At 72.6% G+C, this 14,750-nt stretch carries 18 protein-coding genes; 12 read left to right on the top strand and 6 right to left on the bottom strand.

What is annotated here, in order from left to right; genetic code table 11:
- Window positions 1-77: 77 nt before the first annotated feature.
- On the top strand, window positions 78-956 hold the full coding sequence (locus AB0M88_RS05720; protein ID WP_364095901.1) for a TetR/AcrR family transcriptional regulator C-terminal domain-containing protein: 879 nt from the start codon (window positions 78-80) through the stop codon (window positions 954-956).
- A gap of 60 nt (window positions 957-1,016) precedes the next feature.
- Window positions 1,017-1,352, top strand: a complete 336-nt coding sequence (locus AB0M88_RS05715; protein WP_364095898.1) for a hypothetical protein — start codon at window positions 1,017-1,019, stop codon at window positions 1,350-1,352.
- A 143-nt stretch (window positions 1,353-1,495) separates the two neighbouring features.
- Here the strand turns inward: AB0M88_RS05715 and AB0M88_RS05710 are convergent, their stop codons facing one another.
- The gene (locus AB0M88_RS05710) at window positions 1,496-2,500 is read right to left on the bottom strand and encodes an NADP-dependent oxidoreductase (RefSeq protein WP_364095895.1); all 1,005 of its coding nucleotides are present in this window, start codon (window positions 2,498-2,500) and stop codon (window positions 1,496-1,498) included.
- 33 nt (window positions 2,501-2,533) lie between these two features.
- Window positions 2,534-2,992, bottom strand: a complete 459-nt coding sequence (locus AB0M88_RS05705) for a MaoC family dehydratase (RefSeq protein ID WP_364095892.1) — start codon at window positions 2,990-2,992, stop codon at window positions 2,534-2,536.
- A gap of 126 nt (window positions 2,993-3,118) precedes the next feature.
- On the opposite strand from AB0M88_RS05705, the gene AB0M88_RS05700 reads away from it, so the two are divergent.
- From AB0M88_RS05700 to AB0M88_RS05690, 3 genes are read left to right on the top strand one after another with little or no spacing between them, the layout of a single operon-like run.
- Window positions 3,119-3,691, top strand: coding sequence for a hypothetical protein (locus tag AB0M88_RS05700; protein WP_364095890.1), 573 nt, complete (start codon window positions 3,119-3,121; stop codon window positions 3,689-3,691).
- Window positions 3,692-3,720: 29 nt separating this feature from the next.
- Entirely contained in the window at window positions 3,721-4,356 is a 636-nt protein-coding gene (locus AB0M88_RS05695; RefSeq protein WP_364095887.1) for a bifunctional 4-hydroxy-2-oxoglutarate aldolase/2-dehydro-3-deoxy-phosphogluconate aldolase, read from the top strand.
- On the top strand, window positions 4,353-5,282 hold the full coding sequence (locus AB0M88_RS05690) for a sugar kinase (protein ID WP_364095884.1): 930 nt from the start codon (window positions 4,353-4,355) through the stop codon (window positions 5,280-5,282). Before AB0M88_RS05695 ends, AB0M88_RS05690 begins: the two co-directional genes overlap by 4 nt.
- Here the strand turns inward: AB0M88_RS05690 and AB0M88_RS05685 are convergent.
- Entirely contained in the window at window positions 5,279-6,598 is a 1,320-nt protein-coding gene (locus tag AB0M88_RS05685; RefSeq protein ID WP_364095881.1) for an alpha/beta hydrolase, read from the bottom strand. The two genes, AB0M88_RS05690 and AB0M88_RS05685, sit on opposite strands and share 4 nt — an antisense overlap.
- Window positions 6,599-6,738: 140 nt before the next feature.
- Between AB0M88_RS05685 and AB0M88_RS05680 the strand changes: the two genes are divergently transcribed.
- The 3 genes from AB0M88_RS05680 (at window position 6,739) to AB0M88_RS05670 (ending at window position 8,761) form a co-directional block, all read left to right on the top strand.
- On the top strand, window positions 6,739-7,323 hold the full coding sequence (locus AB0M88_RS05680) for an isochorismatase family protein (protein ID WP_364095879.1): 585 nt from the start codon (window positions 6,739-6,741) through the stop codon (window positions 7,321-7,323).
- Between the two features lie 7 nt (window positions 7,324-7,330).
- Window positions 7,331-8,251: a DJ-1/PfpI family protein gene (locus tag AB0M88_RS05675; RefSeq protein WP_364095876.1), complete on the top strand. Its 921-nt coding sequence runs from the start codon at window positions 7,331-7,333 to the stop codon at window positions 8,249-8,251.
- A gap of 138 nt (window positions 8,252-8,389) precedes the next feature.
- Window positions 8,390-8,761 (top strand): hypothetical protein, encoded by a 372-nt coding sequence (locus AB0M88_RS05670; RefSeq protein ID WP_364095874.1) that lies wholly within the window; start codon window positions 8,390-8,392, stop codon window positions 8,759-8,761.
- Window positions 8,762-8,780: 19 nt separating this feature from the next.
- Here AB0M88_RS05670 and AB0M88_RS05665 read toward each other — a convergent pair whose 3' ends face one another.
- The gene (locus AB0M88_RS05665; RefSeq protein WP_364095871.1) at window positions 8,781-9,644 is read right to left on the bottom strand and encodes a pyridoxal-phosphate dependent enzyme; all 864 of its coding nucleotides are present in this window, start codon (window positions 9,642-9,644) and stop codon (window positions 8,781-8,783) included.
- A gap of 30 nt (window positions 9,645-9,674) precedes the next feature.
- Between AB0M88_RS05665 and AB0M88_RS05660 the strand changes: the two genes are divergently transcribed.
- From AB0M88_RS05660 to AB0M88_RS05650, 3 genes are read left to right on the top strand one after another with little or no spacing between them, the layout of a single operon-like run.
- Window positions 9,675-10,367: an HAD family hydrolase gene (locus tag AB0M88_RS05660; protein WP_364095868.1), complete on the top strand. Its 693-nt coding sequence runs from the start codon at window positions 9,675-9,677 to the stop codon at window positions 10,365-10,367.
- Entirely contained in the window at window positions 10,368-11,384 is a 1,017-nt protein-coding gene (locus tag AB0M88_RS05655; RefSeq protein WP_364095865.1) for an RNA polymerase subunit sigma-70, read from the top strand.
- A 37-nt stretch (window positions 11,385-11,421) separates the two neighbouring features.
- The gene (locus AB0M88_RS05650) at window positions 11,422-12,408 is read left to right on the top strand and encodes an NADPH:quinone oxidoreductase family protein (RefSeq protein WP_364095862.1); all 987 of its coding nucleotides are present in this window, start codon (window positions 11,422-11,424) and stop codon (window positions 12,406-12,408) included.
- Here AB0M88_RS05650 and AB0M88_RS05645 read toward each other — a convergent pair.
- Window positions 12,405-12,980, bottom strand: coding sequence for a GNAT family N-acetyltransferase (locus AB0M88_RS05645; protein ID WP_364095859.1), 576 nt, complete (start codon window positions 12,978-12,980; stop codon window positions 12,405-12,407). The two genes, AB0M88_RS05650 and AB0M88_RS05645, sit on opposite strands and share 4 nt — an antisense overlap.
- Before the next feature lie 31 nt (window positions 12,981-13,011).
- Between AB0M88_RS05645 and AB0M88_RS05640 the strand changes: the two genes are divergently transcribed.
- Window positions 13,012-14,055 (top strand): amidohydrolase family protein, encoded by a 1,044-nt coding sequence (locus AB0M88_RS05640; protein ID WP_364095856.1) that lies wholly within the window; start codon window positions 13,012-13,014, stop codon window positions 14,053-14,055.
- 110 nt (window positions 14,056-14,165) lie between these two features.
- On the opposite strand, the gene AB0M88_RS05635 is transcribed toward AB0M88_RS05640, so the two are convergent.
- On the bottom strand, window positions 14,166-14,732 hold the full coding sequence (locus tag AB0M88_RS05635) for a nucleotidyltransferase family protein (RefSeq protein WP_364095853.1): 567 nt from the start codon (window positions 14,730-14,732) through the stop codon (window positions 14,166-14,168).
- Window positions 14,733-14,750: the final 18 nt, after the last annotated feature.

Genomic DNA, 14,750 nt, shown 5'->3' with positions numbered 1-14,750 from the left:
GCGACGGTAGGACAGCGCTTGAAGGCTGGCAAACTGCACTAGTACAGTGCGCTCAGGAACCGGGAGGTGTACTAGCCGTGGAACCGCCCTACCGCCAGATCGTCAGCGACGTGCGCCGCCGCATCGAGGCGGGCGAGCTGCGACCGGGCGACCGTGTGCCGTCGGCCCGGGCGATCACCCGCGAGTGGGGCGTCGCCATCGCGACCGCGACGAAGGCGCACGCGGCGCTGCGCGAGGAGGGCCTGACCGTGGCCCGCCCCGGTGTCGGCACCGTGGTGGCCGGCCCGTCGGCCGCCCGCGACCACGAGCTCACCCTTCCCCGCATGGTCGCCGCCGCGATCACCCTGGCCGACCGCGACGGCCTGGCCGACCTCTCGATGCGCCGCCTCGCAGGCGAACTGGGGGTGGCCACGATGTCGCTCTACCGCCACGTCGCCGGCCGCGACGACCTGCTGCTCGCCATGATCGACGCGACGCTCGGCACGGTCTCGCTGCCGCCGCGGCCGCCGCGCGGATGGCGTACCGCCCTGGAGCTGGTCGCCCGCGGCGAGTGGGCCCTCTTCCAGCGGCACCCGTGGCTCGGCCCGTCGATGTCGCTGACCCGGCCCCAGATGGCCCCGAACGCCATGCGCCTCACCGAGTGGGTGCTGGCCGCCTTCGACGGCACCCGGCTGGGTTTCACCGAGCGGATGTATGTGCAGGTGCTGCTGTTCAGCTTCGTCCGCGGCCTGGCCAGCGCCCTCGAGCCGGAGGTCGAGGCCCAGCGCGAGAGCGGCCTGACCGCCGACGAGTGGATGCAGATCCAGGAACCGGCCCTGGTCCAGATCATGCGAAGCGACGCCTTCCCCCACTTCAACGCCCTGGCCGAGGAGGAGTTCGACCTCGACCTCGACCGCCTGTTCGAGTTCGGCCTGGCCCGCCTGCTCGACGGCATCGAACCCCTGATGAAGGGTTGAACCTTCGCGATCTTCCGACGTTCAGACCTTCGCCAGTCCTTTCCCGACGGAGGTAGAACGATGACCGGTGTCACCACGACCACGACCGCCGGGGGCTCGTTCCGGCGCGGCCTCCTCGTCGGGCTGCTCGGCCAGGTGGCGGTGGCCGCGCTGGCGAGCCTCGGCCTGTTCCTGGCCGCCCGCCTCGGCGGCGAGGGCGGCGCGACGGCGGGCGCCCTGATCTTCCTACCGGTGCTGGTCGTGCTGTCTCTCGCCGGGCTGGTCATCGACGTGATCCTGGTGCTGATCCCGTCGGTGCGGGCCCGGATCGGCTCCGCCGGCGGCCTGTTCGCGGGCTGGCTGGCCGGCGCGGCCGGCATCGCGGCCGCGCTGGCGCTCCTGTTCCGGCTCGCCTGAGCTGGCCCGCGCCGCCGCTGAATCCGACCGGGCCGAGCCGATCTCGGGCCGACCTCGGGCCGACCTCGGGCCGACCTCGGACCGACCTCGGACCGACCTCGGACCGACCTCGGACCGACCTCGGGCCGGCGCCGAATCCGGCGTCAGGCCGACTCGACGATCAGCACCACCTTGCCGCGGCCGTGCCGGGACTCGACCGCGGCGTGCGCGGCCGCCACGTCGGACAGGGGGTAGGCGCGGACCGGCATCGAGAGAACACCACGGGCGGCCAGTTCGGCCACCTCGGCGAGGCGAAGCGGGTCGCGCGGGGCGCGGACCACCCGGGCGCCGTGCTCGGCCGCCGCGCGGTCGTCCACGATGGTGCCGATCCGCTCCGGCGGCACCCCGAGGGCCACCGACTGGGCGATCGCCTCGCCGCCCGCGGCGTCCAGGACCACGGTCGGGAGACGCTTGGCGATCAGCCGCACGCTGTGCGGCAGGCTTTCCCCGTACGCGACCGGGATGGCGCCGATGCCGCGCAGGTAGTCGTGGTTGGCCGGACTCGCCGTGCCGATCACCGTGGCCCCGGCCAGGCGGGCCAGTTGCACCGCGAGAGTGCCGACGCTGCCCGCCGCCGCGTGCACCAGCAGCACGTCCCCGGCCCGCACGCCGAGCTCCCGCAGCGCCCCGCTCGCCGTCTGGGCCGCCGCGACCAGGGCGGCCGCGGTCGGGAAGTCGAGATGGCCGGGCTTGCGGACCGCGTTGACGGCCGGCACCACGACCGCCGAGGCCTGCCCGTTGAACATCGTCGAGCCGAGCACCGCGTCACCGACCGCCCATGTCGTCTCGGAACCCGGGGTCGTCTCGGAACCCGGGGTCGTCTCGGAACCCGGGGTCGTCTCGGAAACCGGGGTTGTCTCGGAAACCGGGGTCGTCTCGGGATCTGGGCCCACGGCGTCGACGACCCCGGCGTACTCCTGGCCCACCTGCTGCGGGAACGAGGCCCGGTCGCGCGCCAGCCGGCCCTGCCGGAACGCGACGTCGAACGGCTGGACCCCGGCGGCCCTCACCCGTACGCGAATCTCGCCCGGACCGGGAACCGGGTCCGGAAGCTCGGCCACCCGCAGAACCGATGGCGGGCCGAAACGGTCGAAGACGGCGGCTCTCATGCCATCAGCCTGCAAGTTGAAGCTGGATTCAGGTCAAGGCCGCTTGGCGACCATGTTGACCGCGAGCAGGCTCATGACCACCACATCATCCTGGTTGAGCAGCTCGGCCCGGGTGCGGATGACACCACGATCGGGCTTCGAGCGCGACTCCCGGGCCTCGACGATCTCGACCCGCAGGCGGAGCACGTCGCCCGCGCGCACCGGGTGGGGCCAGCGCAACTCGTCGACGCCGGGTGAGGCCAGGCTGGCGACCTTGGAGAGGTAGTTGTCGGCGAGCAGCCGCATCATCAGCCCGGCGGTGTGCCAGCCGCTGGCGATCAGCCCCCCGAACGGGCCCGACGACGCGTAGGCCGGATCGATGTGCATGGGCTGCGGATCGAACTTACGGGCGAAATCCAGCAGTTCGTCCTCGGTGAGGGTCGCATAGCCGTATTCGTAGACCGCGCCCGGTTTGTAGTCCTCGAACCAACGATCGTCAATCGGAGCTGTCACACCGGCCAGCATGTCATGTTCACCCGGTGTTGATCCGGATGGCCGGAGAGCTGATGAAGGGTCGCCGCCCGGTCACGATCGGCGCGCACCCGCGGATCTCGTGCCGGTCATCGCTACGGTTAGCGGGTGTCCCAGATCCCGTGGTGGGGGCTGCCCCTCATCGCCGCCCTGTTCGCCCTGGCCGGAGCCGCGACCGCGCAGCTCGTGAGCGCCCGCACCGACTACCTGCTGAGGCGGCGGCGCCGCACCAAGCGGTGGTACGCGGAGCGCAAGGCGGCGTACGTCGAGTTGCTCGCCGTCTTCGAGCGCGACGTCTACCGCCTTCGGGCGGCGTTCGAGGCGGGCGACAAGCCGGCGTCCGGGCTCGCGTACGTCGACGAGGTCGGGCCGGCGCTGATGCAGGTGCGGCTGCTCGCCACGGGCCCGGTGCGCAGCGCCGCCATCGCCGTCCACCTGCTCCTGCAGAAACTGCACGGCGAGATGAATCCGAGCGCGGTCCCGGGCGTACGCCCGGAGACGCACTTCCGTGAGCTTCTCGCCCAGGTCCCTCTCGTCATGCAGCAGTTCGAGGCCGAGATCCGGGTCGAGCTCGGCATCGAGACCGATCCGCCGCAGTCCCTCAACGGTGGCCGCCGCGGCCGTCAACTGCTGCGGAGGGTGCCCGCGAGCCGCGAAGAGGAGTCCGGCGTCACTGGCTGATCGCACAGGGGTAGGGCAGGATCGAGGGCGTGACGTCTCTCGATCCGGTCTCCGCCTCCGTCGCCCGCAGCGGCATCGTCGCGATCCTGCGCGCCAAGACCGCCGACAGTTTCGCCGCGGTCGCCGACGTGCTGGTCGGGGCCGGGGTCACCGCGCTCGAGGTCACGCTCACCTCGCAGGGCGCGATCGACGCGCTGGCCGGGCTGCGCCGCCAGCTGCCCGCGACGGTCGCGGTCGGTGCGGGCACCGTGCTCACCGCCGACGAGGCCAAGGCGTCGATCGACGCGGGGGCCGAGTTCCTGGTCTCCCCGGTGCTCGACGCCGGGCTGGTCGCCGCGTCGAGCGTCCCGTTCTATCCGGGCACGTTCACCCCGACCGAGATCTACGGGGCGATGCGGGCGGGCGCGCCGCTGGTCAAGCTTTTCCCGGCCGGCAACCTCGGCCCGGGCTACCTGAAGGACGTCCGCGGCCCGCTGCCCGGCGCGCGCATCATGCCGACCGGTGGCATCAAGATCGAAGACGTGGCCGACTGGCTGACGGCCGGCGCGGTCGCGGTCGGGCTGGGCAGCCCGCTGATCGGCGACGCGGCGGCCGGAGGCGACCTCAAGAAGCTCGCGGCAAGAGCCCGCCAGGCGGTCAGTGCCGTCGCCATCGCACGATCATGAGCGGCGGCCTCTTCACCTTCGGCGAGACGATGGGGCTGATCGCGGCCGACGGCATCGGCCCGCTGGCCCACGCGCGCAGCTTCGGGTTCGGCATCGGCGGCGCCGAGAGCAACGTGGCGGTCGGCGTGGCCCGGCTCGGCGGCGAGGCGACCTGGCTCGGCCGCGTCGGCCCCGACTCGACCGGCGACCTGATCGCGGCCCGGCTGACCGCGGCCGGGGTGCGCACGCTGGCCCTGCGCGACGAGGCGTTCACCGGGCTGATGGTGCGCTACCGCCGGTCGGGCGCGTTCGCGCACGTCGACTACCACCGCGCGGGCAGCGCCGGCTCCCGCCTGACCCCGGCCGACGTCCCGGCGGGCGAGATCACCGGGGCCGCGGTCCTGCACGTCACCGGCATCACCCCGGCGCTCAGCGAATCGGCCCGTGCGGCCGTCTTCCAGTCGATCGAGACCGCCAAGTCGGCCGGCGTGACCGTGTCGGTCGACGTCAACTACCGCAGCAAGCTGTGGTCCCGTTTCGACGCGGCGCCGGTGCTGCGCGACCTGGTGTCCCGGGCCGACGTGGCGTTCGCCGGTCCCGACGAGGCGGCCCTCTTCGTCGACCCGGCCGACCCGCTCGGCGAGATGGCCAAGCTCGGACCGGCCGAGGTCGTGATCAAGGACGGCGCCCGCGGCTGCTCGGCACTGATCGACGGCGCGTCCTTCACCGTGCCGGCGATCCCGGTGACCGTGATCGATCCGGTCGGCGCCGGAGACGCGTTCGTCGCCGGCTACCTGGCCGACCGGATGGCCGGTGCCGCCCCGGCGGCGCGGCTGGCCACCGCGATCGCGGCCGGCGCCTTCGCGGTCACCGTTCCTGGGGACTGCGAGGGGCTGCCCGACCGCGACGAGCTGGCCGCCCTCGGCGGCGACGATCTGCGGCGCTAACAGGTGGTGCCGCGACGCGGCACCGTCAGGGAGATCAGATAGCGGTCGGTGATCTGCTTGATGCAATCGCTCAGGCTGTACGCCCCGTGCCCGGCCCCCTGATAGACCACGAACACGCCGTTCCGGCCGAGCTGCCGCTGGACCGAGGTCGCCCAGTTGATGCCGGTCGCCGGGTCGTGCCGCGAGTTGATCAGCAACAGAGGCGTCCGGGTGTGCACGTTCAGCGTGTGCTGCGGGTTGGCGACCGTGGGCCAGCCGAGACACATGGTGAGGGCCATGACCTGCGCGCCGTAGTGCAGATCGGGGGCCACCTTCCCGGCCGCCCGCAGGATCGCCGCATAGTCCTGAAAGTTCCGCACCGGCAGCGACCAGTCGTTGCAGAAGACGGGTGGAACGACGACCAGCGGAGGCGGCACCGGGATCGTCCCGGGCGCGGCCAGATAGGCGGCGAACCGGGTGTAATTCGGGCCCTTCAAAAGCCCGAGCTCGAGCGCGCTCAGCTCGAACGCCGAGATGTTCAGCCGCCCGGCCTCGGCCTCGGCGAACGCGGTCGCGTAGTCGGCGCGCACGTCCTGCCCGGGCGTCGCCGCCGCGAACGCGTCGAACGAGTCCTGCTGGGCCCACGACTGCTCGACCAGGAACCGCGACGTGCTGGTCGGGCGGTGGTCGACCACACTCTCGAGCACGATCGCCCGTACGCGGTCCGGATAACGTTCGGCGTACTGCTCGCCCAGCAGGGTGCCGTACGAAGTCCCCTGGAAGGTGACCGTCCGCTCGCCCAGGGCGGCCCGCAACGCGTCGAGGTCGCGGACCGTGCTCGCGGTGTCGGCGTGGTCGAACACCGCGGACGTGCACGCCGACCACAGCTCACGGTTGTAGGCCACGGTCCGGTCGAAATCGGCCTGGCTGCTCAGGACCGGCGGCGGCGCGTCGGCGCCGATGTCCGGTGGGCAGACGATCGGGGCGCTGTCGCCGACGCCCCGCGGATCGAAGCTGACGATGTCGAAGTGCCGCCGCAGATCGGGGCTGAACCGGTCGATCCCGGTGACGACACGGTCGACGCCGGAGTCGCCCGGCCCGCCCGGTCCGTAGATCAGCGTGCCGGCGCGGTGGGCCGGATCGGTGGCCCGGTGCCGCGCGACCGCCAAGCCGAAGGTCGGGCCGTCCGGGTGCGACCAGTCGACCGGCAACGTCAGCGTGGCGCACTCGGCCGCGTAGCCGGCGCCGCAGTCGTGCCAGTCGAGCCGGTTCGTGGCGCCGGGGGCCGGCCCGGCCACGCTCATCGCCAGGGCCACTGTGGAGGCAAGAAGTCGCATGCCGTCGATCCTTGGCCCGCCCGCGGCCGCCGGGAATCGGGAGCAACCCGGGGCGTACCCGTAGTGGGTGACCGGATCGTTCCGGGGGTGGCCCGGATGATGCCTTCTGCCCGCGCCCTCCGGGCGCGTTTGATGACAGGATGCAGAACGCGCTGATCGTCATCGACATGCAGGAGTCGTTCCGGGTCCGGCCGCTCTGGAAGACCCTCCACAACCCGGCGCTGCTCGCCAACGTGCACCGGCTGGTCGACGCGGCCCGGCGGCGCGGCGACGAGGTCGTCTGGGTGCTGCACGCCGAGGAGGGCAGCGGCGACGAGTTCGACCCGGCCAACGGGCACGTGCGGCTGATCGACGAGTTCGAGTCGGACAAGGACGAGCCGATCATCGTCAAGAGCTCGCACAACGCGTTCTCCACGACCAACCTGCAACAGGTGCTGACGACGCGCGGGGTCGGCTCGGTCACGGTCTGCGGCATCCGCACCGAGCAGTGCGTCGAGACCACCGCTCGGGTGGCGAGCGACTTCGGGTACGCCGTCACCTTCGTGACCGACGCGACGGGTTCGTTCCCGATCCCGCACTGGGACGCGCCCGACGCGCTGTCGGTGGACGAGCTGCTGGCCGACCCGCGTACGCTGGCCGCCGCCGACGTGGTCGCCCGAACCGAATACGCTCTGGCCGGCCGCTTCGCCACCGTCACCACCACGGACGCCTACCTGGGAGGCTGACCGGATCGTGAGCCGCGTGGTCTTCGTGCTGCTGCCCCAGGTGCACCTGCTCGACCTGGCCGGGGCGGCCCAGGTGTTCGGCACGACCGAGCGCTACGACCTGTCGTTCGTCGGCGAGACCACCCCGATACCGTCCTGGCAGGGCCTGCCGCTCATGGCCGACCTCGAGTGGCCGGCCCTCGGCCCAGCCGATCTGGTGCTGGTCCCCGGCTACCGCGACGGCCACGGCCAGGTCTCGGACGCCACGCTGAAGAGGATCGCGGCCCACCACGCGGCCGGCGGCACGGTGGCCAGCGTCTGCGCCGGGGCGGCCGTGCTCGGCCGGGCCGGGCTGCTCGACGGCCGCCGCTGCACGACCCACCACGAACTGCAGAACGACCTCGCCCGTGACTTCCCGGCGGCGACCGTGATCCGCGACGTCCTCTACGTCTGCGACGACCGGGTGGTCACCTCGGCCGGCATCGCCAGCGGCATCGACCTGGCGCTGCACCTGGTCGCCCAGCGGTTCGGCCCGGAAATGGCGGCCCGGGTGGCCCGCGAGATGGTCGTCTACGCCCGGCGCAACGGCGACGAGCGGCAGGCGTCGGCGATGCTGCGCCACCGCGGCCACCTGAGCGACGTCGTCCACCGGGTTCAGGACCGCATCGACGCCCAGTTCGCGTCGCCGCTGCCGCTGCCCGCGCTGGCCGCCGGAGCCGGGGTCAGCGAGCGCACCCTGACCCGGCTGTTCGCGGCCGCGATCGGCCGCACGCCGCTGCAATACCAGCAGGTGCTGCGGGTGGAGCGGGCCGAATATCTGATCGGGCACGGCACCACGGTCGAGGCGGCGGCCCGCGCGGTCGGCTTCACCGACGCCCGCATGCTGCGCAGACTGCGGTCCCGGCCCGGCGATCCGTCCGCAGTGGACAGACGGATCGGCACAGCCTGACGTCGTGCCGGACCGCCGCGCTGGAAACCGGGCGTTCATGCGCCGGGTTTCCGGCGCGGCGGGAAACCGGCCCGGCGCAAGGCTCGGCCCGAGCTGGGCCCAGCCGCCGCCGGCCACCGCGAGGACCAGCGCTGGACGTTGGCCCGGATCCTGGCGTTGATCGCGACGATGTTCCCTATCCGGGTCGCGATCACGACCGCGGGACAGGCGATGTGCCGGCTCGGCTCTCAGCTGCCGATCCACCGGCCGATCGAGCGAGACGAGCCGGCGATCGCCGCCCGGCGTTGGCCGCGCGTCTACGAGCTACCGGCCTATGCGCCAGAGCTCAACCCGGTCGAGAACGTCTGGCCGACCATCAAAGGCAGCCGGGCCAACCTCGCCCGCCGTCCGCACCGTCAACGACGCCACCACCGCGGTGAAGAACCGCCTCAAACATATGCAATACCGCACCGCCCTGATCAACGGCTACTTCACCGCAACGGGTCCACCTCCACCAACACCCCACCCTGACCCCCACCCCAAAAGGTGTCTAGACGTCGGGGTGGCCGAAGAGGCCCGGCAGGCCGCCGGTGTGCAGGAAGACGACCCGGTCGCCGTGGCCGCCGGCGATCAGGGACGCCATGGCCCGGCCGGTGTAGGTCGGGTCGAGGAAGACGCCCTCGGTGCGGGCGGCGAGCGCGAGCGCGTCTCGTACGGAATCGGTGAGCGCCGCATAGCCGGCGCCGACCTGGCTCCGGTCGATCCGCAGGTCGGCCGGTGCGACCGCGCCGCCCAGAAGGCCCGAGACGGTCGCCGCGGGGTCGGGGACCGCGCCGGTGTCGACACCGACCACCCGCGCCGGGCCGAGCTCCTTGACCAGGCCCGCCATCGTGCCGCCCGAGCCGACCGCGGTGATCACCACGTCGAAGGTGGTGACCTGCTCTGTTATCTCCCGCGCGCAGGCCGCATAGCCGTCGATCGAGGTCGGGCTCGAGCCGCCGAAGGGGATGACGAAAGCGGTGCCTTTCTCCCGGTTCACCACTTCGTCGAGTGGAGTGTCGCCCGCCCAGACAATTCGGGCATCGGCCATCTCGTCCAGCAGCAGATTGCCGGCCTTGCGACGCTCGGTGCCGCCGAGCACCAGCACGCAGCGTAGACCGAGCCGGGCTGCCGCGGCCGCGGTGAGCCGGGCGTGATTACTCTGCGGGCCGCCCGAGGTGATGACCGTGTCGGCGCCCGCGGCCAGCGCCTCGGCACACGTGTATTCGAGCTTGCGCACCTTGTTGCCGCCGCCGCCGAGGCCGCACAGGTCGTCCCGCTTGAGCCAGAGCTCTTCCAGGCCGAGCCGCTCGCGCAGCCGGGGCGCGCGCTCGACCGGGGTGGGCCAGGTGCCGAGGGAAATCGGTTCGATCACGGCACGAGTCAACCACTACGGTCCTGGGTTGTGCAGCTGCGCGGAGTACTCCTCGACCTCGACGACACCCTCCTCGACCAGCGCGGCGCGATCCGTCGCGCTCTGTTCGACTGGCTGCCGGCACTGGGCGTGACGCCCACGCCCGCGCTGCACCAACTCTGGGTCGATCTGCAGGAACACCACCTGGTCGCCTGGCGCGAGCGCACCACGACCTTCCAGGAACAGCGGCGCCGCCGGCTGCGGGATTTCCTCCCGGCCGTCAACTTCCCGTACGCCGAGTCCGACCTCGACGGCATCTTCGACGGCTACCTGGCCGCTTACCAGCAGGCGTACACGCTGTTCGACGACGTGCCCGGCCTGCTGGCCGCCCTCGCCTGCGCCGGTCTGGTCACGGCGGTCCTGACCAACGGGGTGATCGAGCAGCAGAACGACAAGATCGCCCGGGTGGGCCTGACCGGCCGTCTCGGCCCGGTCTTCACCGCCGAGGGCCTGGGCACGGCCAAGCCCGACCCGGCGGCGTTCTCGCTGGCCTGCTCCCGCTGGGGGTTGCCGCCGTCGGCGGTGCTCAGCGTCGGCGACCGCCACGACCTCGACGTGCTGCCCGCCCGCGCGGCCGGCCTCCACGCCGTCCACCTCGACCGCTACGACGAGGGCCCGCACGACGAGGCGTCCCGGGTGACCTCGCTGGTCGACCTGCCCGCGTTCATCCGCGACGGTGTTTGAATGGGCGTCATGGAGGGCGATGGCGGGTTCGTCGAAGCTACCGAGCCGTTCCGGCGGGAGCTGTTCGCGCACTGCTATCGCATGCTCGGCTCGATCCAGGACGCGGAGGACGTGGTACAGGAGACCTACCTGCGGGCCTGGCGATCCCACGGCGGGTTTGAGGGACGGTCGTCCATCCGCACCTGGCTCTATCAGATCGCCACCAACCGCTGCCTGACCGAGCTGGCCCGGCGGACCCGGCGGGTGCTGCCCTCCGCGATCAGTGAACCGGAGCCGGACCCCGACGCGACCCTGCGAGACGCCGGCAGCGAGGTGAGCTGGCTGCAGCCGGCGCCGGACGCCAGGGTGCTGCCGGACTCGGCCGACCCGGCCACTATCGTCGCGGCCCGTGCGGCTGTGCGCCTGGCTCTTGTCGCCAGCCTGCAATACCTTCCGCCGAGACAGCGGGCCGTGCTGGTGCTGCGGGACGTGCTGGCGTTTCCGGCCACCGACGTCGCGGCCATGCTCGGCACGACGACGGCGTCGGTCAAGAGCTCGCTGCAACGGGCCCGGGCGCGGCTCGAGGAACTCGACCTGACCGACGGCCAGATCACCGAGCCGGCCGCGCCGCGCGCTCGCGAGCTGCTCGATCGATACATCGCGGCGTTGGAGAACGCCGACGCCGCCGCACTGGAACGGCTGCTCCTGGCCGACGCCACCCTGGAGGCGACACCGCTGCGCACCTGGTTCGCCGGCCGCATTACCTGCATACCTTTCCTGCGCGACCACCTGCTGGGCTCACCCGGCGCCTGGCGCATGCTGGCGACCAGCGCCAACGGGCAGCCGGCCGCTGCGGTCTACACCCGCGACCCGAGCGGGAGCTATCAGCCGTACGGAATCTGCGTGCTCACCGTCACCGACGCCGGCATCCGCCGGATCACCTCCTTCGGCGACCCGGGACTGGTCGCCGCGTTCGAGCCGGTTTCCTTTCGGACGGGCGATTCCTTTCCCGGTTCGGCCGGGTCTTCCTGGGTGTAGCCGACCGGCCTCGTCACCCACCCGAAGGAAGCCGACCATGCGTGCCCTGCAGCAGACGTCCCTGAACGGCCCCCGCGACCTGCGCCTGATCACCGACGCTCCGGTCCCCCGCCCGGGCCCCGGCGAAATCCTGGTCCGGGTGACCGCCGCCGGGGTCAACTTCGTCGACATCCAGCAGGCCACCGGCACCTTCCCGGGCGGTCCGCGGCCGCCGTACGTGGCGGGAATCGAAGGCGCCGGCGAGATCACGTCCGTCGGCGAGGGGGTGACCGGCCTGGAACCCGGCACCCACGTCATCGGCGTCGGCATCGCCGGCGGTGCCTTCGCCGAATACCTGGTGCTACCCGCGGCCTCGGCGGTCCGCGTACCGGCGGGCTGGGCCGACGAGCAGGCGCTGGGACTGGTCGTGAGCTGGCCGACCGCGCTGGCCGCCCTCAAGCCACTGGGCCGCGTCGCCGCCGGGCAGACCGTTCTGATCCACGCCGCGGCCGGCGCGACGGGGCAGGCCGCGCTCACGATGGCCAAGCACTACGGCGCGACCGTGATCGCCACGGCCTCGCCGGCCAAGCACGACCTGGTACGGAGTCTGGGCGCCGACCACGTCCTCGACTCCCGCGGCGCCGACCTCGTGAGCGAGGTCATGCGGCTGACCGGTGGCGCCGGCACCGACCTGGTGCTGGAGTCAGCCGGCGGCCCCACCCTGCACGCCAGCCTGGCCTCGGCCAAGCGGATCACCGGACGGGTCGTCGTCTACGGCCTGGCCGGCGGGGAAGCCACGATCACCAACTGGGACCTGGTCTACAAGCACCAGATTCACCTCATCGGCCTGAACATCGGCACGCTGATCCAGGCCGCACCATCGATCTTCGGTGAGGTGATGGGTGAGATGTTCGGACTTCTCGCGGCCGGAGTGCTCGGTCCCGGCCGGCCCACCACCTACCCACTGGCCGACGGCCCGAAAGCGCTGGTCGAGCTGGCCGCGCGGGCCACCGTCGGCAAACTCGCCCTGCTGCCCTTCCCTTAGTCGCGGCGAACTTCGGTGCGCATGACCCACCGCCACTTCGCGATCTTCCGGACCCGGGTGAAGCCGTACCGTGCGTACAGCTCTTCCGGCCCGGTGTGCAGAAAGGACCCTCGTTGGGGCGGCCGCTCCTCGGTCTGCTCCGGATAGGCCTCGACCACACCGCCCCCGGCCCGCCGGATCTCGTCGAGCGCCGCCGCGACCGCCGCCGCGGCGACGCCCTTGCCACGGTCCTTGGCGTTGGTGAAGACGCAGCCGATCCGCCAGTCCGGCGGGACGTCGGCGCCCGCGTCGTAGGCCCGCTTGTTCTTGATGGTGGGAAGCTCCGGCGGCGGGCCGAACTGGCACCAGCCGACGCAGCGGTCACCGTCGTACACCAGGATCTGGTGGACCGTTCCCCGCGTCACGTGCCGGAGCTTCGCCTCGCGGTTGCCGGCCGCGGTGTGCCCCTCGCCGACACCTTCCGGGTGGAAGCCCATGCACCAGCACCCACCCCACACGCCGTTGTTGGCCTCGACGAGCGCGGCGAAGTCGTCCCAGGTCTCCGCAGTGAGCATCCGAGTCGTCAACGTCATGCGCCCAGTGTGACCCGATAAGGTGATGCCGGTGGCAGTCCTACGAGTCCGCGGTTTCGGCCTTCCCGAGGGTGAGCCGGTCGATCTCTACGCCGACGGTGACCGGTGGACGACCGATCCGGTGCCCGGCGCCGAGCTGGTCGCCGAGGGCTGGCTGCTGCCCGGCCTGGTCGACGCGCACACCCACCCCGGAGCCGAGAAGCCGGGCCAGCCACTGGATGACACCGTCCTGCGGGAAGACCTCCGGGCGCACGTGCACTCGGGGGTCACGCTCATCCGCGCGCCGGGCCTCGCGGGCGATCCGCCGGAGTGGTTCGGCCACGCGGACGACAGCCCGCGTGCCGTCCACGCCGGACCGTGGCTCGCCCAGCAGGGTCAGTTCATGGCGGGGTGGGGCCGCCGCCCCGGGTTGACCGACCTGCCCGCGGTCGCGGCCGAGCAGGCCTCCCGCACCGGATGGGCCAAGATCATTATCGACTGGAAGCCGGACGACGACGTCGTGCCGGTCGACGTGCTCCGCGAGGCGGTCACCCGCGTGCACGCGGCCGGCGGCCGGCTGGCGGTCCACTCCCAGCAGGCGGCCGGCGGGACGGTCGCCGTCGAGGCCGGAGTCGACTCGATCGAGCACGGGATGGGCCTGAGCCCGGAGTTGTTGCCGCGCATGGCCGAGCGGGGCATCGCGCTGACCCCGACGCTGGCGGCGATCACGGGAGGCCTGGCCGAGATCAACGCCGATCCGGAACGTGCCCGCAAAAGCTGGTATGTGCCCGGGGCGAGCGCGCACGCCGGGCTGACGGCGGCCGCGGTCGAGGCCGGGGTCACCGTGCTGGCCGGCACCGACACCCGGCCGCACGGCGGCATCGCCCAGGAGATCCGCGCCCTGGTGGCGGCCGGAGTGTCACCGCACGAGGCACTGGCCGCCGCATCCTGGACCGCCCGGTCGTACCTCGGGCTGCCCGGCCTGCTCGACGGCGCCCCGGCCGACGCGGTCGTGTTCGACGCCGACCCCCGCACCGACCTCGGCCGGCTCGACAAGCCGCTAGCCGTGATCGTCCGCGGAAGGCGCGTCCGCTAAGAACATCGCGTCTTCCGCACGCGGCGCGGCGCAAGCCCGCCCGGCGCAGCTTTCTCCGCCGGGCGGGCTTGTGCCGCGCTTCCTCGGGCCGGCCCAGCGCTTCCTCGGCGTCAGCCCAGATCGGCCGGGGTGTCGATGTCGCTGTCGTCGGCGACGTCGCCGACCGGGACCACGCGCACCTCGGCGGCGTGGGCGCGCAGGTAGTCACGGGCACCCCGGTCGCCGGTCGCGCTCGCGGCCACGCCGGCCCAGTGATGGCGGCCCAACAGCACCGGATGTCCGCGCCGGCCCTCATAGCCGCCCATCATCAGAGCGCCGGGCCCCGCCTCCGCGAGGACCCGCTGGACCGCCTCGGCCGTCACCCCCGGCATGTCGACCAGCAGCACCACCGCCGCCTCGGCCACCCCGTCGGCCAACCCGGCGAGCCCGGCCCGCAGCGACGACCCCATCCCCGACGCCCAGTCCGCGTTGACCACGGTCTCGGGCAGGTCGGGCGCCTCGGACCGCACCCGCTCGGCCGCCGCTCCCAGCACCACCAGAGTCTGCGCGCACCCGGCCGCCCGCAACGTGTCGACCGCCCGCCGCACGAGCAGCCGCCCCTGATAGGCCACGAGCGCCTTGGGCATCCCGAATCGCCGCCCCGCCCCGGCGGCCAGCACCAGCCCAGCGACATCCATGCGCCCGAGGCTAGTCGA

Source organism: Actinoplanes sp. NPDC051411 (genome assembly GCF_040682075.1).
Classification (GTDB): Bacteria; Actinomycetota; Actinomycetes; order Mycobacteriales; family Micromonosporaceae; genus Actinoplanes.
The sequence above is the reverse complement of the archived record's forward strand: the minus strand, read 5'-3'. Positions and strand labels throughout refer to the sequence as shown.